Raw genomic sequence first — 24033 nt, 5'->3', positions numbered from 1 at the left:
GTGCGACGTCCGGGCGCCGGTGGCCCGTTCGGGGGATCTTACGGAACCGGGACGTCGGACCCGGCGTGGCGCCCGGTGCCCGCCGGGGCTCGTATCCTCGGCGGGGTGAACGAGAGCCCCACCACACCAGGACCGCCGTGCCCCGGCCGCATCCTGGTGATCGACGACGATCCGACGGTCGCCGAGGTCGTCGCCGGCTACCTCACCCGGGCGGGCCACCGGGTCGACCGCGCCGCCGACGGCGACCGGGGCCTTGCCCTGGCCCGGGCCCATCGGCCTGACCTGCTGGTCCTGGACCTCATGCTCCCCGGCCTCGACGGCCTGGAGATCCTGCGCAGGCTGCGCGCCTCCGAGGACGGCGCCGGGCTGCCGGTCGTCATGCTGACGGCCAAGGGTGACGAGGCCGACCGCATCCTCGGTCTGGAACTGGGCGCGGACGACTACGTGACCAAGCCCTTCAGTCCGCGCGAACTCGTGCTGCGCGTCGAGTCCGTACTGCGCCGCTCCCGGGCCGCCGCTCGCGCGTCCGCCGCCGACGGCCCGGTGGTCTCCGGAGACATCGCGCTCGACCCGCAGGCCCGCCGTGCCCACCGGGGTGGGCGTGAACTGCTGCTCACCCTGCGGGAGTTCGACCTTCTGGCGTTCCTCCTCCGGCACCCGCAGACGGTGTTCTCCCGCCGGGAGCTGATGGAACGCGTGTGGGGTTGGGACTTCGGGGACCTGTCCACCGTCACCGTCCACATCCGCCGACTGCGCGAGAAGATCGAGGACGACCCGGCCGCGCCGGTCCTGATCACCACCGTCTGGGGTGTCGGATACCGCTACGACCCGGCCACCGGGCAGGAGACCGGCTCGGAGACCGGGCAGCAGAGCGGCCCGGCAGCGGAGCGGGAAGGCGGCGGTCCGGCGTGAAGGACCTGCTGCTGATCGCCCTGTTCGCCGCGCTGGGCGCCGGCGGGGCCGGCCTGCTCGGCTGGGCGGCCGTCCGGCTGCTGCGCCGGCGCTCGCTCGCGCTGACGCTGTTCTGCGTCGCCGCCGTCACCGTGCTGGCGGTCACCTCCGGCACCTTCGCCGTCGCCCAGGCGATGTTCCTGTCCCGGCACGACCTCGGGGTGGTCATCACGGTGCTGGCGATGGCCTCGGTGGTGTCGCTGGCGACCGCCGCGCTGCTCGGCCGCCAGGTCGTGGCCGGGGGCAGGGCGCTGACCGCAGCCGCCCGGACGGTGGGCAGCGACGCCGGGTTCACCGCGCCGGCGCCCCCGCTGGGCCTGGAGCTGGCCCAGCTCAGCGAGGAGCTCGCCGCCACCAGCGCCCGACTGGCCGAGTCCAGGGCCCGCGCGCAGGCCCTGGACGCCTCCCGCCGGGAGCTGATCGCCTGGATCTCGCACGACCTGCGCACCCCGCTGGGAGGGCTGCGCGCCATGGCCGAGGCGCTCGAGGACGGCATCGCGGAACATCCGCAGCGGTACCTCCAGCGGATGCGGACCGAGGTCGAGCGGCTGACCGGGATGGTGGACGACCTCTTCGAGCTCTCGCGCATCCAGGCGGGGGCGCTGGCCCTGTCGCTGTCCCGGGTGTCCGTCTACGACCTCGTCGACGACGCGCTGGCCGGGGCCCACCCCCTGGCCCGCAAGCGCGGCGTCCGGCTGGAGGGCCGACAGGTCGCCGCGGAGCCCGTCGAGGTGGACAGCGGCGAGATCACCCGGGTGCTCGGCAACCTCCTCGTCAACGCCATTCGTTCGACCCCCGAGGACGGTGTGGTCGCGGTCTCCGCCCGTCGGGAGGCCGACGAGGTGGTGCTCTCGGTCACCGACGGCTGCGGCGGCATCCCGGAGCAGGACCTGCCCCGGGTGTTCGAAACGGGGTGGCGCGGCAGTGCCGCCCGCACGCCCCGGCCGGCCGACCAGGGGGACGCGGGCCGGCCGGGCGAGGGCGGTGGCAGCGGAGCCGGGCTCGGGCTCGCCATCGTCCGCGGCATCGTCGAGGCGCACGCCGGGCACGCCCGGGTCCGCAACGTCGCCGGGGGCTGCTGCTTCGAGATCGTCCTCCCCGCCGCGCGGAGCTGAGGTCACGCGCGCAGGGGCGCCGCCGCGAACTCCGTCATTCCCTCGGCGAAGGGGATCACGGCGCGCCAGTCGAGCTCCTCGCGGAGCCGGGAGGAGTCCGCGGTGACGTGCCGGACGTCGCCGAGCCGGTACTCGCCGGTCACCACCGGGGCCGGACCGCCGTGAGCGGTGGCCAGCGCCCGGGCCATCTCCCCGATCGTGTGCACCTCGCCGCTGCCCACGTTGTAGGCCCGGGCGCCGCCCGCCGGCCGGTCGCCGGCCGCCTCGAGGGCGGCGAGGTTGGCGGCGGCGACGTCCTCGACGTGGACGAAGTCCCGGCGCTGGCCGCCGTCCTCGAACACCCGGGGTGCCCTGCCCCCGGCCAGGGCGGAGCGGAACAGCGAGGCCACCCCGGCGTACGGCGTGTCGCGCGGCATCCCCGGCCCGTACACGTTGTGGTAGCGCAGCGTCAGAACGCGGCCTCCGCAGGCCCGGGCCCAGGCGCCCGCCAGGTGCTCCTGGGCCAGTTTGGTGGCCGCGTACACGTTGCGCGGATCGGTGGGCGCGTCCTCCGTCACCAGGCCGGGGCGCAACTCGGCGCCGCACCGCGGGCAGGGCGGCTCGAACCGGCCGGCGTCCAACGCGTCCGGGCGACGCGGACCGGGCGAGACGTCCCCGTGCGCGGGGCACCGGTAGCGGCCCTCGCCGTAGACCACCATCGACCCGGCGAGTACGAGCTTGCGCACCCCGGACCGCGCCATCTCGGCGAGCAGGACGGCGGTGCCCAGGTCGTTGCAGCCCGCATAGGCGGGCGCGTCGTCCAGATCCAGCCCCAGGCCCACCATCGCGGCCTGGTGGCAGACCGCGTCCACCCCGGCCAGCGCCTGCCCGACCGCCGCCGCGTCCCGTACGTCACCGTGTCGCGGTTCCACGCCCTCCGGCAGCTCGGGCATCACCCCGGAGGGGTGGACGGCGGGCAGCAGCGCGTCCAGCACGCGGACCTCGTGTCCTGCCGCCGCCAGGGCCCGTACGACCGCGGAACCGATGAACCCGGCACCGCCGGTGACCAGAATCCTCATGGCCGCAGACCCTACCGGCCGAGGCGGCGCACGCCGTCCTGGTACGAAGCGGCCGTCACACTTCCTTAAGCATCGCAATCCCTCGTCGCGCGCGGCCCGCCGAGTAGCGTCCCGTACGGATCGGCACGCGAACAGAGGAGGCAGCTGATGGGCAGTGACGGACGGCCCCCGGCCCCCGGCGGGCCGCAGCGCCCGAGGGCGGAGAAGGAGCACCCGCGGGGGCGCATCGAACACCTTCGTGCTGCCGCGGCGGTGCGGATCTCCCAGGGGGCCGCCCGTGCCCGGGCCCTCGTGCGGCGGGTCGAGCAGGCTCCTCCGCCCCCGGGGCCGTTCCGTTCCGGCTTCTGGCGCAGCCCGATCCGCGGCCCCTGGCTGACCTCGGTGTTCGGCCTGGTGCTGCTGATCGGCATCCCGGTCCTCTTCGTGACCGGCGCGCTGTCCTACGCCGCCTACAACCCCGGCCTCGGTGCTCCCAACGACCAGACACCGGACAAGGGCCTGCTGGGCTTCTACCTCTTCGACTGGCCCACACATCCCTCCTGGCTCTACCGGCTCACCCAGGGCGTGCACGTGACCCTCGGCGTGGTCCTGGTGCCGGTGGTGCTCGCGAAGCTGTGGTCCGTGATCCCGAAGCTGTTCGAGTGGCCGCCGGTCCGCAGCGTCGCCCATGTGCTGGAGCGGCTGTCGCTGCTGGGGCTGGTGGGCGGGGCCGTCTTCGAGTTCGTCACCGGGATCCTCAACATCCAGCTCCACTACGTCTTCCCGGGCTCCTTCTACACCCTGCACTTCTACGGCGCCTGGGTGTTCATCGCGGCCTTCGTCGTCCACGTGAGCCTCAAACTCGGCCGGATGACCCGCGCCCTGCGCTCCCGCAACCCGCTGACGGAGCTGCGCACCGGCCTCGACGGCACCCGGCCCGAGCCGCCCGACCCCGGCGGCCTGGTCCCGGCCGCCCCCGCGGCGCCGAGCATCAGCCGACGCGGCGCGCTCGCCATGGTGGGCGGCGGCTCGCTGCTCCTCCTGGTGGTCACCGCAGGGCAGAGCATCGGCGGTCGGCTGCGGAGCACCGCCCTCCTCGCACCGCACAACCGTGCCCCGGGCAGCGGCCCGAACGGCTTCCAGATCAACAAGACCGCCGCGGCCGTCGGCATCACCGCCGCGCACGTCGGCCCCGACTGGCGGCTGGAGCTCCACGGCCCCGGACCGACGATCGTCCTCACCTACTCGCAGCTCCTCGCGATGCCCCAGTTCGCCGCCGCGCTGCCGATCGCCTGCGTGGAGGGATGGTCCACCTCCGACCAGCACTGGAGCGGCCTTCGGCTGGCCGACCTCGCCGCCCTGGCGGGCCTGCCCGACGCCGGGAGCGTCCTGGTGGAGTCCGTCCAACCACCCGGCCCCAACAGCTCGGTGATCCTGCGGGGCAACCAGATCCACGACTCCCGGTCGCTGCTCGCCCTGCACGTCAACGGCGCCGAACTCTCCCTCGACCACGGCTACCCGGCCCGCGTCATCGTCCCGGCCAACCCCGGTGTGAACAACACCAAGTGGGTGCACCGGCTCACCTTCAGGAGCTGACCGTGACGCGCCTCGTCCGCTGGTACGGATCCAGCCCCCTCCACCTGCTCGTCCTGATCGCCTCGTTCGCCGTCACCGGCTACGCCCTGGTACGCCTGTTCACCGTCCGCCCGCTCGAGGTCGCGATCTGGTTCGTCGGTGCGGCGCTCCTCCACGACCTGATCCTGCTGCCCCTGTACTCACTCGCCGACCTGTCGGCACAGGCCGTCCTGCGCCACCGCGCGACCCGCGCACCGCAGGTGCCGTGGATCAACTACCTGCGCGTGCCCGCCTTCCTCGCCGGCGTGCTGCTGCTCGTCTGGTTCCCCCTCATCCTCGACCTGTCGACCCCCTACCCCGACGCCGCAGGACTGCCCGAAGGCGTCTACCTCGGCCGATGGCTGGCCATCACCGCCGTGCTCTTCGCCGCCTCCGCCCTGGCCTTCGCCCTCAAACTCCGTCGCGTCCGCCGGGCCACCCGCGCCACCGGGGAACGACGCGCACCAGGGGCGTCATAGTTGGCCATACATCTTCCCGGAACTTCATCGACGACCCCCCGGCCCGGCCGGCGATTGACGGCCGGGTTGGCCGTTGGCCGGACGGCGGGTGGGCCGCGAGGGTAGCGTGCGGTCATGCGGACGACTGAACGCCTGTGGGCGGCAACGGTCTTGGGGCTCACCTGCCTGGCACTGGCCGGTTGCTCGAGCGGGAGTGCGCCGACGGGCCCGGCCACAGGCACGGGCACCGTCGAGGCCACCGCGGTGGCCGACGTCGAGGGCACCGAGTTCGGGTCCGCGCACATCCGGCAGATCGTCGAGTCGGTGTACGTGCCCGGCACGGCGGGGCTGCACGGCGGGGAGGTGTTCCGCCCCGGGCCGGGGAAGCCGCTGGCCCTGTCCCCCTGCCGGGTGGAGCAGCCGAAGACCGGGGTGCGGGTCGACGACAGGGTCCGGATCGGGACCCCGACGGTGCCCGTGCCGGGGGCGCTCTACGAGTTGCGCGTCCCGGCGGAGTCGGACGGGCTGTGGGCGAGCGTGTACGTGCTCCCGTCCGGTGCGGACACCAGCAAGGTGCTGGCGGACCTGCTGGCGGCGGGCCGGGGCTGCGGGCCGCGCACGGTGACGGCCGCGGACTCCTCCTCGCGGGCCTCCGCGCAGGTGGTGACCACCGCGTGGACCACCACCGGGACGGACGGCCCGGGGGTGGCCGTGGTCAGTGCGTCGGCGCCCGCCGCCGCCGGTGCCACGGCCCCTCCGAAGGGGCCGAACTGGACCATCGGGCCGAACGGGAAACTCGCCCCCGACGGCGACCTGACGGCCTCTCCCAAGCCCGGCCCGGGGTCCGTGGACTACGGCGAGGCGGTGTTCTACGGCACCAACGGCCGGATCCTGGTCGAGGTCGCCGTGGTCGGCCGCAATTACCCGCCGCTGGGCTCGGCGTCCGACGTCGCGGCCGTCGAGGAGGCGTACCCGGCGGCGCAGCGGGCCCTGAAGGAGCTGCTCGCCGGGTTCAAGGGCCTGCCGGGCTGACCCAGGGGTCGGCCTGGGGGCGGTCCTGGGGGCGGTGCGGCAGGTTGACCACGACCAGCGCCAGGCCGGCCAGGGTGACGTTACGGATCGCCGCGTCCAGGCCGTTCCAGCTCTTGGACTGCCACATCGCGAACCACTCCCCGCCGATGCCGATGAAGCCCGCGCCGAAGAGCAGCAGCACCAGCAGCAGGCCGAGGGTGCTGAGCCGGCGGGCCAGGTGGGGGCGCAGCCACCAGGCGAGGGTGGCGGCCGTGAGGGTCAGGGCGCTCAGCGCCTCCCAGGCGATGACGGCCACGTAGGCCGCGTTCTGCAGGCCCGGGGAGGTGACGGCGCGCCACATCAGGTCCGGGTCGCGGAAGGTGGTGTCCATCGCGAGGACGTGCTGGACGAACTTCTGGTTGGTGCCGTAGTCGGTGACGTTCCCGAGGACCACGAGCAGCAGGTAGAGCGCGTTCACTCCGGTGAGGACGGCGGCGGCCGCCCTCGGCGAGCCGAGGGCGAGGAGGCGTTCGCGGGTGGTCGGCATGGTGAAGAGGTTAGCTCTGTAGGGGAGTCGGCGGCTGGGGAAGGGCGGGCCGGGTCTGCTCGTAGGCGTGGCCGACCCGCAGCAGGGTGGCTTCGGCGAGGGGGCGGGCGAGGAGTTGCAGGCCGATGGGCAGGCCGTCGCGGTCCTGGCCGGCCGGGACGGTGAGGGCGGGCAGTCCGGTGATGTTGGCGGGGGCGTTGAGCCGGACGTAGGCGTCGGAGACGCTCTCCTCGGTGCCGTCCGGCCAGATGAGGGCGGGCTGGTCGGCGGGGGCGGCGGTGACCGGGACGGCGGTGACCGGGACGGTGGGGGCGGCGATCAGGTCGACGTCCTGGAGCAGGCCCTCCCAGGCGGCGCGGATCAGGGTGCGGGAGCGCTGGGCGCGCAGGTGGTCGCCGGCGCTCATCAGCTGGCCGGCTTCCAGCAGGATGCGGACGTCGTCCTGGTAGAGCTCGGGGGCGGTGCGCAGGGTGTGCTCGTGGTAGGCGGCGGCCTCGGGGACCATCAGGCCCCACAGGGTGGCCTGGAGGTAGCGGGCCATCGGGATGTCGACGTCGACGAGCCGGGCGCCGAGGGCTTCGAGCTGCCCGAGGGCGTGCCGGACGGCGCTCTCCACGTCCGGGTGGACGCGGTCGAAGTAGTGGGTGCGCGGCACGCCGACGCGCAGCCCGGTGAGGTCGGTCCCGGGACCGGGGCGGTACTGCGGGGGGACGGTGGGGGCGGGCAGGGAGGCGGGGTCGCGCGGGTCGGGGCCGGCCAGGGCGGTCAGGACCAGGGCGGCGTCCTCGACGGTGCGGGTGATCGGGCCGACGTGGTCCAGCGACCAGGACAGCGGGGTGACGCCGTGCCGGGGGACGAGGCCGTAGGTGGGCTTGAGGCCGACGACCCCGTTGAGGGCGGCGGGCACCCGGATCGAGCCGCCGGTGTCGGTGCCCAGGGCGAAGGTGGCGGCCCCGGCGGCGACGGCCACGGCGGAGCCGCCGCTGGAGCCTCCGGCGACCCGGTCCTGGTTCCAGGCGTTGCGGGTCTGCGGGGTGGTGAGGCCGAAGGCGAACTCGTGGGTGTGGGTCTTGCCGAGCAGGATCGCCCCGGCGGCGTCCAGGCGGGCGGCGACGGTGCTGTCGGCGCTCGCCCGGTGGCCGGCACGGACCCGGGAACTGGCCGTGGTGGGGAGGCCGTTGACGTCGATCAGGTCCTTGAGGGCCATCGGGACGCCGTGCAGCGGGCCGCGGTGGCGGCCGTGCGCCACCTCGTGCTCGGCGTCGCGGGCGGCGAGGCGGGCCCGCTCGGCGGTGACGGTGACGTAGGCGCCCAGGTGGGGCTCGGTCCGCTCGATGCGGGCCAGGACGGAGTCGACCAGCTCGACGGGGGACAGCCGGCGGGTGCGGATCTCCTCCGCGGCGGCGGCGAGGGTCAGTTCATACGGCTGCATCGGGCTGCTCCTGCGCGGGGTGCTGCTCGGATCGGTAGGCGGCGGCGGGCGGGACGTCCGCGAAGTCCAGCTCGCGCAGGACCGAGACGACGTCGTGGATGTGCGCGGCGACGGCGGCGACCGCGGCGTGGCGTTCGGCGGGCAGGGCCAGGCCGGCGCGGGCGGCCCAGCGGGCCGTCTCCGTCGGGGTGGGTGCGGGGTTGGGTGGTGCGGTGGCGGGCTGCTGGGTGCCCGGTTCGGCGAGCAGCCGGTAGCGGCCGTCCTCGCGGCGGACGGTGCCGGCCGTGGGGTGCGGGAAGTGGGTGCCCAGGAGCAGCGTGTCGGTGTCGGCCAGGCCGTCGAGCAGACGGGCTCGGGTGCGGACGGCCTGGGCGGGGTCGGCGTCGACGCAGCTGTGCACGTGGGGGTGGGAGAGCTGGACGGGGTGGTGGATGCTGTCACCGGTGATGACGGCCCGGCGGTCGCTGCCGCGCAGCTCGACGGCGACCTGACCCGGGGTGTGGCCGGGGGTGGGGATCAGCAGGACACCGGGCGCCACCTCGCGCCCCTGCTCGGGGACGGCGACGGTGTCGTACAGTCCGGCGTCGCGCACGGGGTGGACGGAGTCGCGGAACATCTGGGTGCGGGCCTCGTCCATATCCACGGCGGCCCAGTGGTCCCATTCGGTGCGGCTGGTGAGGTAGCGGGCGTTGGGGAAGGCGGGGACCCAGTCCCGGCCGTCCAGCCGGGTGTTCCAGCCGACGTGGTCGGTGTGCAGGTGGGTGGTGATCACCAGGTCGACGGACTCGGGCGGGAAGCCGGCCGCCACCAGGCGCGCCATGAAGTCGGTGTCCAGGCCGTTCCAGGCCGGGTTGGCGCGCGGCTTGGCGTTGCCGATGCCGGTGTCCACGACGATCCGCAGCCCGCCGGCCTCCACCGCGAAGCTGTGGCTGGCCAGGCGCGGGACCTCGGCGTCGGCGAAGTCGGGGCGCAGCCACGGCGCCTGGTCGAGGACCTCCTTGGTGGCGCCCGGGAGCAGCCAGGGGCCGGTCCGGCGGGGCAGTTCGATCTCGTCGACGCGGTGGACGGCGATGTCGCCGAGGTGCCAGGTCGCGGTGGTCGCGGTGGTGGCGGTGCTCATCGGAGGATCCTTTCGGCGGTGCGGGCGGCGTAGGGGTCGACCAGCCGGGCACCTCGAGCCTTAAAGCGAACGCTTTGCCTTAAGTACTCTAAGCAGCCGGACGCCCGTAACGCAAACGCTTTGCTTTTAGACTCCCGAGGCGGGCCACGAGGGCGGCACGGTACGGCCCAGCGCCACCGCGACCAGGTGGTCGGTGTAGGCCCGGGACAGCTCCGAGGAGCGGAACAGGATCCGGTACACCAGCGGGGCGACCAGGCCGTCCAGCAGGGTCTCCACGTCCGGCACCGCCTCCCCCCGCCCGGCCGCGCGCACCCCGACGGCCTTCAACTGCTCGGCGGCGTAGTCCGAGCAGCGCGCCGCGTTGCCCTGCTCGGGGTCACCCAGCAGGGCGTCGCGCAGGTAGGTGCGCCCCGCCGTGGAGTCCATCTCCTCGGCGAACTGCTCGGCCCACGCCTCCAGGTCCGCCCGCAGGCTCCCGTGGTCGGCCGGCGGGGCGTCCGGGCGCAGCCGCTCCACCGCCACGTCCGACAGCAGCTCCCGCAGATCCCCCCAGCGCCGGTACACGGTCGACGGCGTCACCCCCGCACGGGCGGCGACCATCGGCACCGTGAGCGCCTCCCGCCCCACCTCCGCCTCCAGCTCACGGACGGCCTGGTGCACGGACTGCTGGACACGGGCGCTGCGCCCACCGGGGCGTGTGGCGGCTCTGGGAGTCATGACCACCAGCTTAACGCGAAGCATTTGCGCACGGCCGGACGCACGGCCGGACGTTCGGCCGACCGCACGGCCGGCCGCATGGCCGGCGTCCTCACGAATGACGGCCGACGGGTGCGGGTAGGGCTGGAGCCGTTGGCGATCAGCGGAAGGAGGTTTCGGTGCGTCGGATCGGGGCGGACGTGATCGTGGTGGGCGCGGGGGTGGTGGGCCGGTCGTTGGCGTTCGAGCTGGCCTCGCGCGCGCCGGAGCTGCGGGTGGTGCTGTCCGGCCGCCGCGGTGCGGGGGCCTCCGAGGCGGCCGGGGCGATGCTCGGGGCCCTGGGCGAGGTGACCGCGGCGGCGCTGGCCACGCGTCACGGCCGGCTCCGGGTGGAACTGGCGGTGGAAGCCGCCGGGCGCTGGCCGCAGTGGCGGCGTCGGGTGCGGGAGGCCCTGGCGCGGCCGGTGGGTGACGGCTACGGGACCGGGACGTTCGTGCTGCTGAACGCGGTCGGCTCGGTGCTGGACGAGCGTTCGTTCGCGGCGATCGCCCGGGCCGGGCACGAGTTCGGCGTCCCGGTGGAGGAGGTCGAGCCGGCCGAGGTGCCGGCGCTTCGTCCGCTGGACAACGACCGGGCGCTGCGCGCGATGCACCTGCCCGCCGAAGGGTTCCTGGACGCCCGGCGCTGGCTCGCCTCCCTGGACGCGGCCCTGGCGGCACTGCCGAACGTGACACGCGTACCGTCCGCCACCCTGCAGGCGGACGGCAGTGGCTACCTGCTGCGGGGCCGGGGCGGACGGTTCACCGCGCCCACGGTCGTCGTGGCGGCGGGCGCCTGGACCGTCCCGCTGGTCGAGGCCCTGGACCCGGACCTGACGCTGATGCCAGTCGCCACGGCCGAGGGCACGGCGCTGACCGTCACCGCACCGCTGCCCCTGCCGGCGGTGCTGCGGACGCCGAACCGGGCTTACGCCTGCGGGCTGCACGCCGTGCCGCAGGCCGACGGCACCTGGTACCTCGGCGCCACGGCCGCCCCGGCCCTCGCGCCCGGCGACGCCCCGCACCTGGGCGGGGTGCGGTTCCTGCTGGACGCCGCGCTCGGGCAGCTCCACCACGGTCTGGCCGCCGCTCGGCTGCGCCGGACCCACCACGGCAACCGGCCCATCGGCCTCGACGGACACCCGCTGCTGGGAGCCACCGGCCGCCCCGGTCTGTGGGTGGCGACCGGGACCCATCGCGACGGCCTGCACGCCTCACCCCTGATCGCCGAGGAACTCGCCTCCGAGATCCTGGACGGCAACTCCAGCCCGTGGCTGGCACCCTGGCGGCCGGAGCGCGAGCCGATCAGCGACTGGACCCTGGACGACGCGGTCGCCGAGGCCGCCGCCCACCACCAGGCGCTGGCCGCCGAGACCCGGATGCGGCCGCCGCTGACCGGCGCCTGGCCGCAGGCCCTCGCCGACAGCTACCACCAACAGCTCGCCGCCGCCTACGCCCGCCTCCCGGACGGCTTCGTCCTCCCGCCCGAACTCGCCCCGCTGGCCTACGAGCACACCTCCGCCCTGGCGAAGGTCCTCGACAGCTTCCAGCAGCGCCGGTTCCGGCGGTGATCCGGCCGTGGTGCCGGCACAGCGAGGTCAGGTCCGCCACGATGGCCGCTGCCTGAGCGGTGCCGGCCACGGTGTCGACCGTCTCGGGGCGGGCGTTGGCGGCGGACACGATTCGTAGCTCCGGCGGTCCGCCCGCTGCCTCCACGATCTCGGTCGTGCGCCCGCCGCGAGGAGTCAGTTCGTCGAGAGCCGTCGTCAGCGACGAACCACAGCGCCTCTCGTGTCACGGCGAAGCTGCCGCCACGACAGGGAGCCTGCCGACGTCTGCGGCGCGCCCCTGCGCGCCCGGGTGAGTGCTTCGCTTCTTCTGGAGATGTCCTGATGTCCTGATGTCCTGGTCGTTTGGCAGGTCGTGCCGACCGGGCATGACCCGTGCGGTCCAGCTCCTGCCTCCCGCTTCTCACGACCGTGCGCGCCTCGTGCATCCCGGGACCTGACGTTCTCCGCCGCTACTTCCGGGCCCGGGAGCACCTGCGGCGCACCGTCGAGGGCCTCATCGCCGAGCGCAGGCACGCCCCGCCGCGCAGGCGGACGCCTCCGCCGCCATACGTCCAGGCAACGGCCCGGGGGCGCGCAGCAGGCCCTACGCTACGGGGCAGCGGCAGGACGCGACCGGGGGGCGACGTGAGTACGCAGAAGGGCATGGCCGAGTGGGGCTATGAGCTGTTCATGGCGCGGTGGCGTGAGCGGCCCTACGGCCTCGCTCGGGAGGGTGATGCCGGAAAGGGCGTCCTCCCGGGCGGATTCGCACCGTGTTTGGTGACCCTGTTCCGGTTGCTGGCGTCACGGGACGCGGATGGTGCCCGCGAGCCCGTTCCGTTGTGGCATCTGAGGGCACTCGCCCGGACCGGTCACCTCGCGCGTGCGGCCGAGCTGGCCTTCACGATCAGCGACGAGCCCAAGCAGGGCGAAGCGCTGCTGGCGCTGGTGGAGGAGGCGGCCGGCGCGGGAGACCTGCTCGGGGCCCAGGCGCTGGTCGACACGATCCGGGTGAGGGACTGCCACGATCGTGCCCTGGTCGCGCTGGTGCCGGCGTGGGCCAGGGCCGGTGAACTCGACCGGGCCCTCGCGCTGGCGGAGCGGGTCCGCTATCCGCACAACTGGGGCATCACCTGGGCCCTCCTGGCGAAAGCACTGGCGGACACCGGGGACTTCCGCGGCGCGCTCGACTTCGCCGACCGCGCCGTGGGCAGCGCGTCCTCACGGGTGCTCGCCCTCCTTCTCGACGTGGCCACCGCGGCCGGCGACCACGTCCGGGCCGGTGACCTCGTGGACCGTCTGGAGGACTTCGCCCGGCTCCACGGACCCGGCGGTGGGGGGTACGACCGGGGCGGGCCGCGGCCGCTGACGGCGATCCTGGTCCCCGAGGTCTGCCGCGGCGACCTGGACCGGCTCGACGCCCTCCTGCGCCGTCCGGGCACATCGCCCCTCTACCCCGCAGTCATGGTCGACGTACTGGAGGCGGCTGCCGAGACCGCCGAAGCGGACGTGGTCCTCGCGCTGGTGGAGCGGACGCAGACACTGCTCGACGCCTGCAGCCCCACCTCCTGGCACGCCGACGACCTGCGGACGGCGGCAGCGCTGATGCTGGCCCGGCACGGTCACGTCGAGTGGGCCATGGCCTTTGCCGACGCGATGAACGCCCCCCACCGCCGTGCGGGTTGGCAGGCGGAGATCGTCGGGGAGCTGGCCCGCGGCGGGGACACGGGCCGGGCCGAGACGCTCGCCCACGAGATCACCGACCGACGGGCACGAGCCAGAGCGCTGATCGCCGTGGTCGAGGAGTTGGCCCGGAGCGGGGAGACGGACCGAGCCCAGGCGCTCACGCGGGCGATCACCGACCTGTGGGCGCGGGGGCACGCACTGGTCGCCGTGGTCGAGGAGTTGGCCCAGCGCGGCGAGACGGAGCGGGCCGAGGCGCTCGCCGACACGATCGCCTTCCGCGAGACACGGGACCGCGCGCTGTTCGTCGTCGCGGGCCTGGCCGCGCCGTCCGACGCCCGCAGGCTCGCCGCACGACTCGCCGCGCTCGGCGGCTGGTACGGGATCACCGGTCTCCTGGAACAGTTGGCACCCCAGGGGATAACGGCGGTCACCGATGCCTTGACCGCGTGACCCGTGACGGCGTAACGCCGGCCTCCGGGACCGGTGACCCTGGGCCGCAGCAGGAGAGCGCCGCGCACGCTCCTGGGCGTGGGCGTGGGCGTGCACAACGGTATGTCGGCCGGCCTCTACCAGGCGGTCATCGCCGACAACTGCCCCAGCATGGACTGGGTTTCCTTCATTCTCCCGCGGAACTCCAGCGGCGTCGGCGGCGGCCCCTCCGGCCCATGCATCCGCAACAACTGACCGCAACCGCCGGTCGGGGCCCGGCACCCTGACGGTCACGAAAGGGTTCTGAAAGCTGCGCCTTCCTACGGTGACCGGTGACCTGGAAGACGCCTACTCGGACCCATCCTCAGGGGGATCTGATGGAACGACTCGGAATGTGGGTGACCCGGCACCGCCTGGCCGTCGGACTGCTGTGGCTCGCCATCACCGCTGTCGGCGTGGTGCTCGCGCCGTCGCTGTCCGGCCGGCTGCAGCCCGGCAGCCACGTCAACGGCCTCGCCCTCACCGCCAACACCGCGATCTCCGCGCACTACGGCGGCGCGGCCGCCGACCCCGGCGTGCTGATCCTCAACGCCCCGGCTGGGCAGACCGTCGACACACCGCAGATCAAGCAGGACCTCGCGCGGATCGACGCCACGCTCGCCAAGGCCGCGCCGCAGCTGCGCCTGGTCTCCTACGCGGCAGGCGGTGACGCCGCGCTGGTCGGCACGGGCCGGACCAGCACCATGGTGCTCGCCTACCCGCCGAAGCCGAACGACGACCTCGGCCCGGAGCAGGTCGACCAACTGACCGCCGCCGCGCGGCAGGCCGCGCCGGACCTGACCGTCAACGGCACCAGCTACCACGCCCTGGAAGCCGGGAACACCACGGGCGGCGGCAACTCCTCGGTGCTGACCGAGCTGCTGATCGGGGCCGCGGGCGCGCTGCTCGTGCTGGTCTGGGTGTTCGGCTCGTTCCTGGCGGTGCTGCCGCTGCTCACCGCGCTCATCAGCGTCCTGACCATGCAGGTGTTGATCTACGGCCTCACGTACCTCGTGCCGTCGTCCTCACCGCTCAACCCCTCGGTGCAGTACATCGTCGCGCTGCTGGGGCTGGGCCTGTCGATCGACTACTCGTTGCTGGTGGTCACCCGCTGGCGCGAGGAACGCAGCGCGGGGAAGTCCAACGACGAGGCGGTGCTCGCCGCGATGAAGCGGGCCGGGCACAGTGTCTGGTTCAGCGGCGTCGTCGCCTCGCTCGGGCTGTTCGCGCTGATCGTGATCCCCGACTCGGTCGTGCGCGGCATCGGGATCGCCGGGCTGTTCATCCCGTCCACCGCGACGCTCGTCGCGCTGACCCTGCTGCCCGCGATCCTGTCCAAGGTCGGGCCCCGGGTCGACTGGCCCCGCCGCGCGTCGCGCCGCACGTCGGCCAGCCGGTTCTGGACCGCCTGGTCGGTCGGCGTGATCAAGCACCGGGTGATCGCGGCGGTCGTCGGCCTGGGCCTGCTCGGCGCGCTGGCCGGCGTAGCGGCCACCATCGACATCGCCCAGCCGACCACCCGTGCCATGGCCTCGGCCGGCAGCTACACCGACGGTCTGCACGCGCTGGAGGCCGACGGGTTCCCGTCCGGCACACTGACCGCCGTCCCCGTCTACGTCCCACACGCCACCGACGCCCCGGCCGTCGTCGCATCGCTGAACTCGCTGTCCAGCCTGCGCGGCGCCGCCGTGGCGGCCGGCCCCGGCTGGTCGCCCGGCAATGGCTCGGCGCTGGTCGTCGCGATCCCGCAGACCGAGATCGGCAGTTCACACAGCGGCACCGCGATGTCCGACATCCGCGCGGCGGCCGGCTCGGTGGCACCCGGTGCACTGGCCGGCGGCGACGGCGCGCAGCGGATCGACGCCACGAACGCCACGTACGGCTCGTTCCCGCTCCTGTTCGGGCTGGTGGCGCTGGTGACGTTCCTGCTGCTCGCCCGGGGGATGCGGTCGCTGGTGCTGCCCGCGAAGGCGGTACTGCTGAACATGCTCTCGGTGGCCGCGACCTACGGCGTCCTGGTCCTGGTGTTCCAGCACGGCTTCGGGATGCGGGCGTTGTGGGGCAGCGGCACGTACGGCACGATCGACGCCTTCGCCCCGGTCCTGGTCTTCGGGTTCCTCTTCGGAGTCTCGATGGACTACGAGGTCTTCATCCTGGCCCGGGTCCGCGAAGGGTACGAGCGGACCGGGTCCACCCGCGAGGGCATCATCGAGGGCGTCTCCCGCACCGGGCGCCTGGTGAGCTCGGCGGCCGTGATCCTGTTCTTCGCGCTCGCCTCGCTGTCCATCGCCAACGATGTGACGGTCCGTGAGATCGCCGCCGGGCTGGCCTCCGGAGTGGTGCTGGACGCGATCGTGGTGCGGATGCTGCTGCTGCCCGCGCTGGTCTCGCTGTTCGGGGACTGGAACTGGTGGCTGCCGGACAGGGCCCGCCGTATCCTGCGCCTGAAGTCCGCAGTAGGCTCCGGCATTCGCGCGGCGCGGCGCGAACCCGCGCACACCGCGCTGACCGTAAGGGACGCTGGATAGATGCGAGTGCTGGTGGTCGAGGACGAGCCGGACGTCGCCGAGGCCCTGGCCTGGGGCCTCGCGGCGGAGGGCTACGTCGTGGACGTCGCGGGCAACGGCGTCGACGGGCTGTGGAAGGCCACCGAGAGCCCGCACGACGTGATCGTCCTGGACGTGATGCTGCCGGGGATGGACGGCTACCAGGTGTGCCGCGCGCTGCGCGAGCGCGGGATCTGGACCCCGATCCTGATGCTCACCGCGCTCGACGAGGACCTCGACCACGCCGAGGGCCTCGACAGCGGCGCCGACGACTACCTGCCCAAGCCGTTCTCCTACCCGGTGCTCCTCGCCCACCTGCGCTCCCTGACCCGGCGCGCACTCGGCGCCAGGCCGGCGGTGCTCACCGCCGCGGGCCTGGCCCTGGACCCCGCCGCACGGACCGTCACGCGCGAGGGCCGGCCACTTGATCTGACGGCGCGCGAGGTCGCGGTCCTGGAGTACCTGCTGCGTGCGGCGGGACGGGTCGTGTCGAAGACCGAGCTGCTGGAACACTGCTGGGACGTCCACTTCGATGGCGACCCGGCGGCCGTGGAAGTGTTTGTGCACCGGCTGCGGCGCAAGATCGGGGCTCCTGACGCGCGCGGCGGGTCGGTCGTCGAGACGGTGCGAGGGCAGGGCTATGTCATCCGGGAGCGGTCATGACCACGGCTGAGGCGATCGGGAGGTTCCGGCCCGCGACGGTGCGCTCGCGGGTGACCATCGCGGCGGGCCTGGCGCTGACCGCCGCCGTCACCTTGGGCCTCGTCATCATGTATCTGCTCCAGGCCGACTCGGCACGACGCACGGTGCAGAGCCAGGTGCGGACCTACGCCACCCAGGTCCAGCAGTCGGCCTCCGCCGCCGGCACCTTCCCGAACCCGCTTCCGGCCTCCGCCCTCGACCCGGCCGCCGAGGCCCAGGTACTGACCGTCGACGGCCGCGTCCTCGCCGCCACCCGCACCCTGCCGGGACTGCCCGCCGTCTACGACCTGCCACCCGGTGTCACGTCCCCGGTCCGTCAGAAGGCCGCCGACGGCGTCGTCCCCGGCGAGGTCACCGTCTACGGCGAACACGTCACGGTCGGCGGCCGACCGGTGTCCGTCGTCACCCTGACGCCCACTTCGCTGCTCTCCCAGGTGAACGAGACCTTCGCGCGACTGCTGATCATCGGACTGCCGACGCTGCTGCTCCTGGCGTGCGCCACGGTCTGGCTGGTGGCCGGCCGGGCCCTGCGACCGGTCGAGCAGATCCGCCGCGCGGTCACCGACATCACCGACCTCTCGGCGGCCGACCTGACCCAGCGGGTCCCGGAACCCGGCACCGACGACGAGATCGGCCACCTCGCGCAGACCATGAACGCGATGCTCGCCCGACTCGAGGACTCCGCCGCCCGGCAGCGCCGCTTCGTCGGCGACGCCAGCCACGAACTGCGCAGCCCCCTCACCGCCATCCGCACCGGCCTGGAAGTCGGCCTCGCCCACCCGGACCTGGCGCCGTGGTCGGACATCGCCACGCGCGCGGTGAAACAGGCCACCCGCCTGGAGACGCTGATCAGCGATCTACTGCTGCTCGCGAAGACCGACGCCGGCAAAGCCGCCGCCCGTAGCGGACGCGTCGAACTGGCACCGCTGCTGGCCGAGTTGACCGAGACCACCGCACCAGCCGGCGTCGCCGTCTCGCTCGAGGTGCCGCCGGGGCTGGCCGTGACCGGCGACACCGCGGACCTGTCGCGGCTCTTCCGCAACATCATGGACAACGCCACCCGCCACGCACGCACGACGGTCCGCATCACCGCTCTCCCGGACACCGGCTCGGACGGCCTGGTCCGGATCACCATCGCGGACGACGGCCCGGGCATCCCCGCCGAGGAGCGCGACCGGGTCTTCGACCGGTTCGTCCGCCTCGACGCGAGCCGTGGGCACGCCAGCGGCTCGACCGGGCTCGGCCTGGCAATCGTCAGGGAGATTGCGATCGCGCACCAGGGGACGGTCTCCATCGGCGCGGCCGTCGAAGGCGGCGCGCTGGTCACGGTGACGCTGCCCGCTGCGGCCCATGCCGTTTCATGAACTCCGGTGGTTGGATCAAGCTCCCAAGCACCGTATGAGGGCCGGGCACCGTGACTGCCGGAACGCGCAGGGTTGGGATGGCGCTATGCGGCCCGCAGCAGTCTTGCCGTGAGTGGGTTGAGTTCGAGCGGCTCGTCCTCGCCGACGAGAACCGTCCCGCCGACGGTGACCATGTGGTCGCCGATTCCGCAGCTCGGCTCGAAGGCGAAGGACATACCGGGCTCCAGGGTCATGTCGGCCAGGGTCGCAGGTCGTGGCGCCGCTGTCGGGTACCGGTCGCCGCCGGCGGCCTGGATGGGTCCCCCGGGGATTCGGCTGAAGGCGCCATACGGGTTCAGCCCGTGGATCTGGGGGCCCCGGAACCAGGCGCCGAGTGCCTCGGCGGGCGCCAGCATGGCCTCGGAGACGTCTCCGAACGTCGCGCCCGCGCGAAGCGTCGCCAAGCCGGCGGCGTAGCACTCGTTCGCGATCCGGGCGGCGTGCTCGATCATCGGGTGGACCTCGCCGATGGCTATGGCGGCCTGATGCTGCGTCTGACGGCCGCCGAAGGTGCTGAAGATCTCCGTGGCGATGAGGTCGCCTTCCCGCAGGATGCGCGGTGCTTGCGGCCGGTAGCCCCACGTGGGCTGCCCGGATGCCGATGGTGCCGGGCCCGAGCAGAAGTGCAGGTGGGGCGCGAGCGTGCCGTGCCGGTGCGCGGTGGCCATGGCCGCGGCGTACACGTCGGCTTCGGACACGCCCGGTGCGGCCGTGGCCACCATGGCTTCTGCCATCGCATCGCCGATGCGGGCGGCGTGACGTACCACGGCGATCTCTTCGTCGCTCAGGGGCATCATGAGGCGGGCGAAGGCGTGCCCGACGTTCCGGAAGTCGGTGCCGGGCAGGCGGGTCAGCACGGTGTCCCAGAACGGGTAGGGGATTCGCCCTTCGGGGTGCGCGGGAAGGTACGGGTCAAGGCCGATGACTCCCACGGTTCCGTTGCTGAGCCCCAAGTCCCGCAAGGCATGGACGAGTTGATGGGACTGCCGGCCCAGACGCAGGTCGTTCGCGGCGAGCCACAGGTCGTCGCCCCGGTGCGCTGCTTCTCGATGATCGAAGAGGAACGTCGGGATCGGGACGAGCGCCGTCGGCGTCCGGTCGCGGGGGAAGACGAGAAGCACGCCGGGCCGGTCGTTGGTGAACCAGCTGTCGAAGGTGAAGGGCGCAGGTCCCGCGTCTCCTTCGCCGAACACGACCAGACCGTCGAGACCCTCGCTCTCCATGAAACTGCGAGCCAGGTTCCAGCGCCTGTCTCGCTCGGCCAGTGAGTAGACGGGAACGGAAGTATGAGGCATCGGTGGGAACAGCATGCTGCTAGCCCTTCCTTGATGCGGCGATGAGCGCGGCGGCGGTGTCGATGATCGTCTGTTCGGTGGGGCGGGGCTGCCAGCCGAGCTGAGTACGTGCCTTGCTGCTGTCGACGAGCCTGGTGCGGCCGAGCTCGTGCCGCACCATCGCCAGCTGCGGGTTGCGCCGCGCCAGTAGCTTGACCACGAGGTCGGGCATGGTACGTGTGGGCACCTTCGCGGCTTCGTCCGGGAGCTTCTCGCGCAGGATGCGGGCGATGTCCCGGTACCACAGGAAGGTGCCCGAACCCAGGTAGCGCTCGCCTGCGGCGGCCGGGCTCGTCATGGCGAGGATGTGGAGTTCGGCGATGTCGCGCACGTCGACGACGTTCCAGCCGATGTTCGGCACGGCGGGGATCTCCCGGGCGAGCAGACGGCGGATGACCTCGACCGTTCCCGGCCTGCTGGTGTCCAGCACGGGGCCCTGCATGAACGTCGGGAGGACGGCGGTCAGTTCGAGCCCGGTCGCGGCGGCGAGATCCCACGCGTCCCGCTCGGCGAGGATCTTGGAGTCGGGGTACGCGCGGAGCGGCGTGCCGGACGGTTCGGTCCAGGTCGTCTCGGTCGCGGGTGTGCCCGGGGCGCCGCTGTCGGCCGTGACGCCGGACGAGGTGAGCACGGCACGCCTGACCCCGGCGCGCGCGGCGGCGCCCAGGACGCGGCGGGTGCCCTCGCGGGCGGTGGTGATGAGGTCCGTGCCCGGACCGAAGGGCATCGGTGAGGCGGTGTGCAGGACGTAGTCGGCGCCGGCGGTCGCCCGGTCCCAGCCGTCGTCGCCCAGGAGGTCGGCGGCCGCGAACTCGATGGTCCCGGCTGCCTGCCGACCCGCTTGCGCACTCACGGCGTCGCGCACCTGCTGGGCCTTGTCGAGGCTGCGCACGGTGGTGCGCACCCGGTAGTCGCGCTGGAGCAGGCCCGTGATCACCCAGCCGGCCAGGTAGCCGGTCCCGCCCGTGACGAGCACCGTCTCACCGCTGTGGGCACCGACCATTTGAGCCCCCAATATCATTGAGTTTCTCATTGATATTGGGAGGCTACCATAGGTCCATGACCGCAAGCCATGACGCGAAGGCCCCGATGCCCAGCCCCGCGGACGTCGAACGGAAGGCCGAGATCGTCCGTGTCCTCGTGGAGGTCGGGAACGCCGCGGACGCGGTCGTGGCCCAGGTGCTCGGCGAGTTCGGGGTCCCGACCTCCGTCGCCGGCACGCTGTGGGCGCTCGCCCCGGGAACCGAGCCGCCGACCATGCGGGACGTGGCGGCTCGCCTGAACTGCGACCCCTCCACGGTCAGCCTCGCCGCCGACAAGCTCCAGAGCATGGGACTCATCGCCCGTCAGCCCCATCCCACCGACGGCCGCAAGCGCACCCTGGCCCTCACCGAACAGGGCCACGAGCTGTGGGAGGCCCTCCGGTCCCGGCTGCACGCCTCCAGGCTGTTCACCGGCCTTGACGCTCAGGAACAGGACACCCTGCTGGCGCTGCTGACGAAGATGCGCAACCCGCAGCGCCCGTAGCCCGCGCCTGCCGCCCCCTCGGGCCGGCCAACCGTCCGTCTTCGAAGTGGCGCTGAGGTTCCATAAGGCCCGGAGTTGAACGGATCCGGTGCGTGGCCCGTCATGATGGCTGCTCGCGCAGTCGTCGGGCGGACGGCACGGCCGCCCTCCCGAGTTGCTCGACGGCCTGGCTCAGATAAGGGGCGGGGAAGTCGAGCCGCTTGCGTGCGGGAAGCAGCGAGGCCGCCGAGCGGGCGGTGCGCAGGGTGGCGCCCGCGACGGGGCCGGGCAGGCCCGGGCGTCCGTACAGCTCGCGGGCCCAGGTCGGCAGCAGCGTGTAGCCGAGCTCGGAGGCTGCCGTCCACAGTGGTCGCAGCGGCCGCCATCGTCCGTGCAGAGGCGGTCGGTTGACGAAGCGGTGGATCAGCAGGGCGTCGGCGGAAGCGGTCAGGACCGGCCGGATGCCGGCCAGGTAGTCCTCCAGTTCACCGACCGAGCCGGGGGCGTCACGGGCCGCCAGTCCGACCAGGGCCGCGACGTGCCGCTGCTCGTCGACGTACCGGTCGGCCTGCGCGCTCGTCAGCCGCAGGCCGCCGTGCCGTACGGCGTGCAGGTTCGACCTGACCAGCGCGCAGTGCACCCAGAGCAGCAGGTCGGGGTCGTCCAGCCGGTACCGCGCACCGCTGTGCGGGTCGTGGATGCGCAGGCGCTCGTGCACGGCGCGCACCCGGGCGCCGGCCTGCTCGGCCTGTGCCCGGCTTCCCCAGGTGGTCGCCACTATGAATGAACCCGTGCCCACCAGGCGGCCGAAGGGATCGTCCTCGAACGAGGAGTTCTGGGCTATGCCGAGAGCCGCGATCGGGTGCAGGGCTTGGAGGTGGAGGGCGCTGATCCCGCCGATCCACATCGCGGGGTCGGCGTGCAGGTGCCAGGTCACCGAGGACGGGCCGAACAGGCCCGCATCGGCGTGCTGTCGATCGCGGGGGAAGGAGGAGGTGTCGCTGCTCATGCAGATGCCTTACGGAGTCCACGGATCGGCCCGGTTCGCGGTTCGGTGCAGGGCGGGGCCGCACAGGCAGCGGCCCTCGTGAGCGGTACCGCGCGCTCAGGGCAGCACGGCCGGCCGGTCCCGGCATCAGTATGTCCCTTCCGGCACGCCGCCGGGTGGTGTACGGCCAGGCGGTAGGAGGCTTCGACCGTGCACCAGTTGGGCCTGACCGTTCCCCGTACGAGGGTCGGCGGCGCGAAGGCAGTTGCGAGCCGCCGGTCGGCTGGGATCGACCCCGCCCGGGAGCCCTTCGCGCGTCAGGGGGGTGTTGTGTCTGCGCTCAGCCGGGGGAGGTCCGGTCTGGTCGACTCCCGGCTCGTGTGGTGGCACGGGCTCAGCCTGCCTCGTGGCAGCGGTGTCTGGTCGCGTGGGGGCCAATGGGCCTGTCGGAGCACGGCCACGGTATGGAGGAGGTCTGCGGTGCTGGTCAGCAAGGCTCCGCAGGAGTCGGTGACCTCCCAGTCGTCCGTGGTCGGGCCGGGGCGGGCGGTGCCCAGGCTGTGTGGGCTGGTGATGTCGGTGCGGTCCTGGATGCTGACGGCGTCGCCGACCAGGGTGGCCGTGTAGGTCCGGCCCATGCACTTGACGGTCATGGGGCTGGAGGTGACCTCGTCGAGCCGCAGGATTCTGGCGCTCGGTTCGTGTCGGATCAGGTGTGCGGAGCTGTCGTCCGACATGGTGAACTACTTTCGGTGCACAGGCGTGTTCTCTCGGTAACTGTACCGATGTGGACGCGCTGTCTTCCCGCTTTCCGGTATCGCGCGCATCCTTGGCCGGGCGCTGACAAGGGTGTCGGACCGCTTGGGGGGACCATGGAGTATGCGAGCGTGCTCGACCGGGTGGCCAGGGCAGCGCGGCCGGTGTCCGGTACCGGAAGGGTGGCCGCCTACATCCCGGCGCTCGCCCGCGCCGACCCGGCGGCCTTCGGGATAGCCCTCGCCACGGCCATCGATCCCGGGTCGGTGCACGGCACCGGCGACTGGCGGACACCGTTCTCGATCCAGTCCATCTCCAAGGTGTTCACCCTCGCCCTGGTCCTCGCCACCGATGGCGACACCCTGTGGCAGCGGGTGGGCAAGGAACCCTCGGGATCGCCGTTCAACTCCCTGGCCCAGCTGGAGCGCGAGGGCGGCGTGCCGCGCAACCCGTTCGTCAACGCCGGCGCCCTGGTGGTCACCGACCGCCTGCAGACCCTGACCGGCGATGCCAGCGGGACCCTGCGAGAGTTCCTCCGCGCGGAAAGCGGCAACCCCGCCATCGACTTCGACGCCCGCGTCGCCGCCTCCGAACAGCGCCACGGCCACCGCAACGCCGCCCTCGCCCACCTGCTGGCCGACCACGGCAAGCTCACCAACCCCGTGCACACCGTCCTGCGCCACTACGTCAAGCAGTGCGCGATCACCATGACCTGCCACGACCTCGCACTGGCGGCCTGCCTGCTCGCCAGGCACGGCATCCGCGCCGACGGGACCCGCCTGCTCACCCGCAGCGAGGCCAAGCGGATCAACGCCGTCATGCTCGTCGGCGGCACCTACGACGCCGCCGGGGACGTCGCCCACCGGGTGGGGCTGCCCGCCAAGAGCGGCGTCAGCGGAGGCATCCTCGCCGTCGTCCCCGGCCGCTGCGGCCTGTGCGTGTGGGGGCCGGCCCTCGACACGCACGGCAACTCCGTGGCCGGCATCGCCGCCCTGGACGCCTTCACCACGATCACCGGCTGGTCGGTCTTCTGACAGTGGCCCACGGGGCCCGGAAAGTGCGGTCGGGCGCGGC

The 24033-nt window shown here is 73.2% G+C and carries 21 protein-coding genes and 1 pseudogene; 13 read left to right on the top strand and 9 right to left on the bottom strand.

What is annotated here, in order from left to right; translation table 11 throughout:
- Window positions 1-105 precede the first annotated feature (105 nt).
- Together ACIBCA_RS01580 and ACIBCA_RS01575 are read left to right on the top strand one after the other, a co-directional pair.
- On the top strand, window positions 106-912 hold the full coding sequence (locus ACIBCA_RS01580) for a response regulator transcription factor (RefSeq protein ID WP_396280744.1): 807 nt from the start codon (window positions 106-108) through the stop codon (window positions 910-912).
- On the top strand, window positions 909-2066 hold the full coding sequence (locus tag ACIBCA_RS01575) for a sensor histidine kinase (protein WP_396280743.1): 1158 nt from the start codon (window positions 909-911) through the stop codon (window positions 2064-2066). Before ACIBCA_RS01580 ends, ACIBCA_RS01575 begins: the two co-directional genes overlap by 4 nt.
- A gap of 2 nt (window positions 2067-2068) precedes the next feature.
- Here ACIBCA_RS01575 and ACIBCA_RS01570 read toward each other — a convergent pair whose 3' ends face one another.
- Window positions 2069-3124: an NAD-dependent epimerase/dehydratase family protein gene (locus ACIBCA_RS01570; protein WP_396280742.1), complete on the bottom strand. Its 1056-nt coding sequence runs from the start codon at window positions 3122-3124 to the stop codon at window positions 2069-2071.
- Window positions 3125-3271: 147 nt separating this feature from the next.
- Between ACIBCA_RS01570 and ACIBCA_RS01565 the strand changes: the two genes are divergently transcribed.
- The 3 genes from ACIBCA_RS01565 to ACIBCA_RS01555 all read left to right on the top strand — a co-directional run bounded on the left by ACIBCA_RS01565 (window position 3272) and on the right by ACIBCA_RS01555 (window position 6207).
- Entirely contained in the window at window positions 3272-4699 is a 1428-nt protein-coding gene (locus tag ACIBCA_RS01565) for a molybdopterin-dependent oxidoreductase (protein ID WP_396280741.1), read from the top strand.
- Between the two features lie 2 nt (window positions 4700-4701).
- Window positions 4702-5196 carry a hypothetical protein gene (locus ACIBCA_RS01560; RefSeq protein WP_396280740.1) on the top strand — a complete coding sequence of 165 codons (495 nt, stop codon included), beginning with the start codon at window positions 4702-4704 and terminating at the stop codon, window positions 5194-5196.
- Between the two features lie 114 nt (window positions 5197-5310).
- Entirely contained in the window at window positions 5311-6207 is an 897-nt protein-coding gene (locus ACIBCA_RS01555; RefSeq protein ID WP_396280739.1) for a hypothetical protein, read from the top strand.
- Here the strand turns inward: ACIBCA_RS01555 and ACIBCA_RS01550 are convergent.
- From ACIBCA_RS01550 to ACIBCA_RS01535, 4 genes and pseudogenes are all read right to left on the bottom strand, one after another.
- Window positions 6188-6733, bottom strand: a complete 546-nt coding sequence (locus tag ACIBCA_RS01550; RefSeq protein ID WP_396280738.1) for a DUF2165 domain-containing protein — start codon at window positions 6731-6733, stop codon at window positions 6188-6190. The two genes, ACIBCA_RS01555 and ACIBCA_RS01550, sit on opposite strands and share 20 nt — an antisense overlap.
- Window positions 6734-6743: 10 nt before the next feature.
- Window positions 6744-8165, bottom strand: coding sequence for an amidase (locus ACIBCA_RS01545; protein ID WP_396280737.1), 1422 nt, complete (start codon window positions 8163-8165; stop codon window positions 6744-6746).
- Between the two features lie 232 nt (window positions 8166-8397).
- Window positions 8398-9285 (bottom strand): annotated as a pseudogene (locus ACIBCA_RS01540) (MBL fold metallo-hydrolase); the annotation flags it as partial.
- A 126-nt stretch (window positions 9286-9411) separates the two neighbouring features.
- Window positions 9412-10002, bottom strand: coding sequence for a TetR/AcrR family transcriptional regulator (locus ACIBCA_RS01535; protein ID WP_396280736.1), 591 nt, complete (start codon window positions 10000-10002; stop codon window positions 9412-9414).
- A gap of 158 nt (window positions 10003-10160) precedes the next feature.
- Between ACIBCA_RS01535 and ACIBCA_RS01530 the strand changes: the two genes are divergently transcribed.
- The 6 genes from ACIBCA_RS01530 to ACIBCA_RS01505 all read left to right on the top strand — a co-directional run bounded on the left by ACIBCA_RS01530 (window position 10161) and on the right by ACIBCA_RS01505 (window position 18336).
- Window positions 10161-11591: an NAD(P)/FAD-dependent oxidoreductase gene (locus ACIBCA_RS01530; RefSeq protein ID WP_396280735.1), complete on the top strand. Its 1431-nt coding sequence runs from the start codon at window positions 10161-10163 to the stop codon at window positions 11589-11591.
- Between the two features lie 819 nt (window positions 11592-12410).
- Window positions 12411-13706 (top strand): hypothetical protein, encoded by a 1296-nt coding sequence (locus tag ACIBCA_RS01525; protein WP_396280734.1) that lies wholly within the window; start codon window positions 12411-12413, stop codon window positions 13704-13706.
- 78 nt (window positions 13707-13784) lie between these two features.
- A complete protein-coding gene (locus ACIBCA_RS01520; protein WP_396280733.1) occupies window positions 13785-13940 on the top strand; it encodes a hypothetical protein in 156 nt (51 codons plus the stop codon).
- Window positions 13941-14062: 122 nt separating this feature from the next.
- On the top strand, window positions 14063-16252 hold the full coding sequence (locus ACIBCA_RS01515; RefSeq protein ID WP_396280732.1) for an MMPL family transporter: 2190 nt from the start codon (window positions 14063-14065) through the stop codon (window positions 16250-16252).
- Complete coding sequence (locus tag ACIBCA_RS01510; RefSeq protein WP_396280731.1) at window positions 16253-16933, top strand: response regulator transcription factor; 681 nt, start codon at window positions 16253-16255, stop codon at window positions 16931-16933.
- Entirely contained in the window at window positions 16930-18336 is a 1407-nt protein-coding gene (locus ACIBCA_RS01505) for a sensor histidine kinase (protein ID WP_396280730.1), read from the top strand. Before ACIBCA_RS01510 ends, ACIBCA_RS01505 begins: the two co-directional genes overlap by 4 nt.
- 83 nt (window positions 18337-18419) lie before the next feature.
- Here ACIBCA_RS01505 and ACIBCA_RS01500 read toward each other — a convergent pair whose 3' ends face one another.
- The gene (locus tag ACIBCA_RS01500; protein ID WP_396280729.1) at window positions 18420-19685 is read right to left on the bottom strand and encodes a M24 family metallopeptidase; all 1266 of its coding nucleotides are present in this window, start codon (window positions 19683-19685) and stop codon (window positions 18420-18422) included.
- Between the two features lie 4 nt (window positions 19686-19689).
- Window positions 19690-20712 carry an NAD-dependent epimerase/dehydratase family protein gene (locus ACIBCA_RS01495; RefSeq protein ID WP_396280728.1) on the bottom strand — a complete coding sequence of 341 codons (1023 nt, stop codon included), beginning with the start codon at window positions 20710-20712 and terminating at the stop codon, window positions 19690-19692.
- 56 nt (window positions 20713-20768) lie between these two features.
- Here ACIBCA_RS01495 and ACIBCA_RS01490 point away from each other — a divergent pair, with 56 nt between their 5' ends.
- A complete protein-coding gene (locus ACIBCA_RS01490) occupies window positions 20769-21236 on the top strand; it encodes a MarR family winged helix-turn-helix transcriptional regulator (RefSeq protein ID WP_396280727.1) in 468 nt (155 codons plus the stop codon).
- Between the two features lie 100 nt (window positions 21237-21336).
- Here the strand turns inward: ACIBCA_RS01490 and ACIBCA_RS01485 are convergent, their stop codons facing one another.
- Together ACIBCA_RS01485 and ACIBCA_RS01480 are read right to left on the bottom strand one after the other, a co-directional pair.
- A complete protein-coding gene (locus ACIBCA_RS01485) occupies window positions 21337-22224 on the bottom strand; it encodes an oxygenase MpaB family protein (RefSeq protein ID WP_396280726.1) in 888 nt (295 codons plus the stop codon).
- Between the two features lie 296 nt (window positions 22225-22520).
- Window positions 22521-22940, bottom strand: a complete 420-nt coding sequence (locus ACIBCA_RS01480; protein WP_396280725.1) for a hypothetical protein — start codon at window positions 22938-22940, stop codon at window positions 22521-22523.
- 135 nt (window positions 22941-23075) lie between these two features.
- Here ACIBCA_RS01480 and ACIBCA_RS01475 point away from each other — a divergent pair, with 135 nt between their 5' ends.
- Window positions 23076-23993, top strand: a complete 918-nt coding sequence (locus ACIBCA_RS01475) for a glutaminase (protein WP_396280724.1) — start codon at window positions 23076-23078, stop codon at window positions 23991-23993.
- Window positions 23994-24033: the final 40 nt, after the last annotated feature.

Source organism: Kitasatospora sp. NPDC051170 (genome assembly GCF_044455705.1).
In the GTDB taxonomy this organism is placed as follows: Bacteria; Actinomycetota; Actinomycetes; order Streptomycetales; family Streptomycetaceae; genus Kitasatospora.
This window is presented reverse-complemented; position numbering and strand designations above follow the sequence as displayed.

What these genes read in the sequence shown, in the direction of transcription:
- ACIBCA_RS01570 (WP_396280742.1), bottom strand. Translation starts at nt 3,124, where the DNA reads ATGAGGATTCTGGTCACCGGCGGTGCCGGGTTCATCGGTTCCGCGGTC.
- ACIBCA_RS01565 (WP_396280741.1), top strand. Translation starts at nt 3,272, where the DNA reads ATGGGCAGTGACGGACGGCCCCCGGCCCCCGGCGGGCCGCAGCGCCCG.
- ACIBCA_RS01555 (WP_396280739.1), top strand. Translation starts at nt 5,311, where the DNA reads ATGCGGACGACTGAACGCCTGTGGGCGGCAACGGTCTTGGGGCTCACC.
- ACIBCA_RS01550 (WP_396280738.1), bottom strand. Translation starts at nt 6,733, where the DNA reads ATGCCGACCACCCGCGAACGCCTCCTCGCCCTCGGCTCGCCGAGGGCG.
- ACIBCA_RS01545 (WP_396280737.1), bottom strand. Translation starts at nt 8,165, where the DNA reads ATGCAGCCGTATGAACTGACCCTCGCCGCCGCCGCGGAGGAGATCCGC.
- ACIBCA_RS01535 (WP_396280736.1), bottom strand. Translation starts at nt 10,002, where the DNA reads ATGACTCCCAGAGCCGCCACACGCCCCGGTGGGCGCAGCGCCCGTGTC.
- ACIBCA_RS01515 (WP_396280732.1), top strand. Translation starts at nt 14,063, where the DNA reads ATGGAACGACTCGGAATGTGGGTGACCCGGCACCGCCTGGCCGTCGGA.
- ACIBCA_RS01510 (WP_396280731.1), top strand. Translation starts at nt 16,253, where the DNA reads ATGCGAGTGCTGGTGGTCGAGGACGAGCCGGACGTCGCCGAGGCCCTG.
- ACIBCA_RS01505 (WP_396280730.1), top strand. Translation starts at nt 16,930, where the DNA reads ATGACCACGGCTGAGGCGATCGGGAGGTTCCGGCCCGCGACGGTGCGC.
- ACIBCA_RS01500 (WP_396280729.1), bottom strand. Translation starts at nt 19,685, where the DNA reads ATGCTGTTCCCACCGATGCCTCATACTTCCGTTCCCGTCTACTCACTG.
- ACIBCA_RS01495 (WP_396280728.1), bottom strand. Translation starts at nt 20,712, where the DNA reads ATGGTCGGTGCCCACAGCGGTGAGACGGTGCTCGTCACGGGCGGGACC.
- ACIBCA_RS01490 (WP_396280727.1), top strand. Translation starts at nt 20,769, where the DNA reads ATGACCGCAAGCCATGACGCGAAGGCCCCGATGCCCAGCCCCGCGGAC.
- ACIBCA_RS01485 (WP_396280726.1), bottom strand. Translation starts at nt 22,224, where the DNA reads ATGAGCAGCGACACCTCCTCCTTCCCCCGCGATCGACAGCACGCCGAT.
- ACIBCA_RS01480 (WP_396280725.1), bottom strand. Translation starts at nt 22,940, where the DNA reads ATGTCGGACGACAGCTCCGCACACCTGATCCGACACGAACCGAGCGCC.
- ACIBCA_RS01475 (WP_396280724.1), top strand. Translation starts at nt 23,076, where the DNA reads ATGGAGTATGCGAGCGTGCTCGACCGGGTGGCCAGGGCAGCGCGGCCG.